Source organism: Kitasatospora kazusensis (assembly GCF_039529945.1).
In the GTDB taxonomy this organism is placed as follows: Bacteria; Actinomycetota; Actinomycetes; order Streptomycetales; family Streptomycetaceae; genus Kitasatospora; species Kitasatospora kazusensis.
In genome coordinates this window covers 1-1,450 of sequence record NZ_BAAANT010000124.1, presented here as the reverse complement: position 1 = coordinate 1,450, position 1,450 = coordinate 1, and the positions used below count along the sequence as shown (strand labels likewise).

The 1,450-nt window shown below is 69.2% G+C and carries 1 protein-coding gene and 1 pseudogene; both read right to left on the bottom strand.

All coding sequences use genetic code 11. The features are described from left to right. Positions 1-927, bottom strand: a 927-nt coding sequence (locus ABD330_RS32250; protein WP_344469872.1) for a 2-oxoacid:ferredoxin oxidoreductase subunit beta, incomplete at its 3' end; no start/stop codon positions are given. Beyond that, positions 920-1,450 (bottom strand): annotated as a pseudogene (locus ABD330_RS32245) (2-oxoacid:acceptor oxidoreductase subunit alpha); the annotation flags it as partial. The pseudogene ABD330_RS32245 and the gene ABD330_RS32250, both read right to left, overlap by 8 nt.

The window sequence follows — 1,450 nt, the reverse complement described above, 5'->3', positions numbered from 1 at the left end:
GTCGCGCAGGACGCCGATGGGGGTGTGGTGGAGGAGGTCGGCGTCGGTGAGGCGGGTGAGTGCGAAGGCGCGGGTGGGGCTGGGGTGGTGGGCGTTGTGGATCAGTACGTCGGGGCGGTTGGTGTCGGTGACGGTGGCGATGGTGAGTTCGCCGTCGCTGTCGCGGAAGACGCCCTGGTCGGTGCCGAAGGTGAGGGGTTTGCCGTGTTCGAGGCGGATGAGGGCCTGGTCGCGGGTGGCGGGGTCCTTGAGGATTTCGAAGGCGCCGTCGTTGAAGATGTTGCAGTTCTGGTAGATCTCGACGAGGGCGGTGCCCTGGTGGCGGGCGGCGGCGCGCAGGACGTTGGTGAGGTGCTGGCGGTCGGAGTCGATGGTGCGGGCGACGAAGGTGGCTTCGGCTCCGAGGGCGAGGGAGAGGGGGTTGAAGGGGTGGTCGAGGGAGCCCATGGGGGTGGACTTGGTGATTTTGCCGGTTTCGCTGGTGGGTGAGTACTGGCCTTTGGTGAGGCCGTAGATGCGGTTGTTGAAGAGCAGGATCTTGAGGTTGACGTTGCGGCGCAGGGCGTGGATGAGGTGGTTGCCGCCGATGGAGAGGGCGTCGCCGTCGCCGGTGACGACCCAGACGGAGAGGTCGGGGCGGGAGGCGGCGAGGCCGGTGGCGATGGCGGGGGCGCGGCCGTGGATGGAGTGCATCCCGTAGGTGTTCATGTAGTAGGGGAAGCGGGAGGAGCAGCCGATGCCGGAGACGAAGACGGTGTTCTCGCGGCGGATGCCCAGTTCGGGCATGAAGGACTGGACGGCGGCGAGGATGGCGTAGTCCCCGCAGCCGGGGCACCAGCGGACCTCCTGGTCGGTCTTGAAGTCCTTGGCGCTCTGCGGCCCGTCCGCCTTCGGCACCAGCTTCAACGAGCTGAAGGTGTCAGACATGGCGGGGGGCTCCGTCCGCGAGGGCGGCCGTGATCGCTCCGGCGAGCTGTTCGGCCTTGAAGGGGAGGCCGGTGACCTGGTTGTAGGACTGGGCGTCCACCAGGTACCTGCCGCGGAGCAGCAGGGCGAGCTGGCCGAGGTTCATCTCGGGCACGATCACCTTGTCGTAGTGCTTCAGGACCGTGCCGAGGTTGGCGGGGAAGGGGTTGAGGTGCCGCAGGTGTGCCTGGGCGACCTTGCCGCCGTCGGCCCGGACCCGCCGGACGGCCGCCGTGATCGGCCCGTACGTGGACCCCCAGCCCAGCACCAGCACCCGCGCCTCACCCGAAGGATCGTCGACCTCGATCGCCGGCACCGCGATGCCGTCGACCTTCGCCCGCCGGGTCTGCACCATGTGCTGGTGGTTGGCGGGGTCGTAGGAGATGTTGCCGGTGCCGTCCTGCTTCTCGATGCCGCCGATCCGGTGTTCGAGGCCGGGGGTGCCGGGGACGGCCCAGGGGCGGGCCAGCGTCTGCGGGTCGCG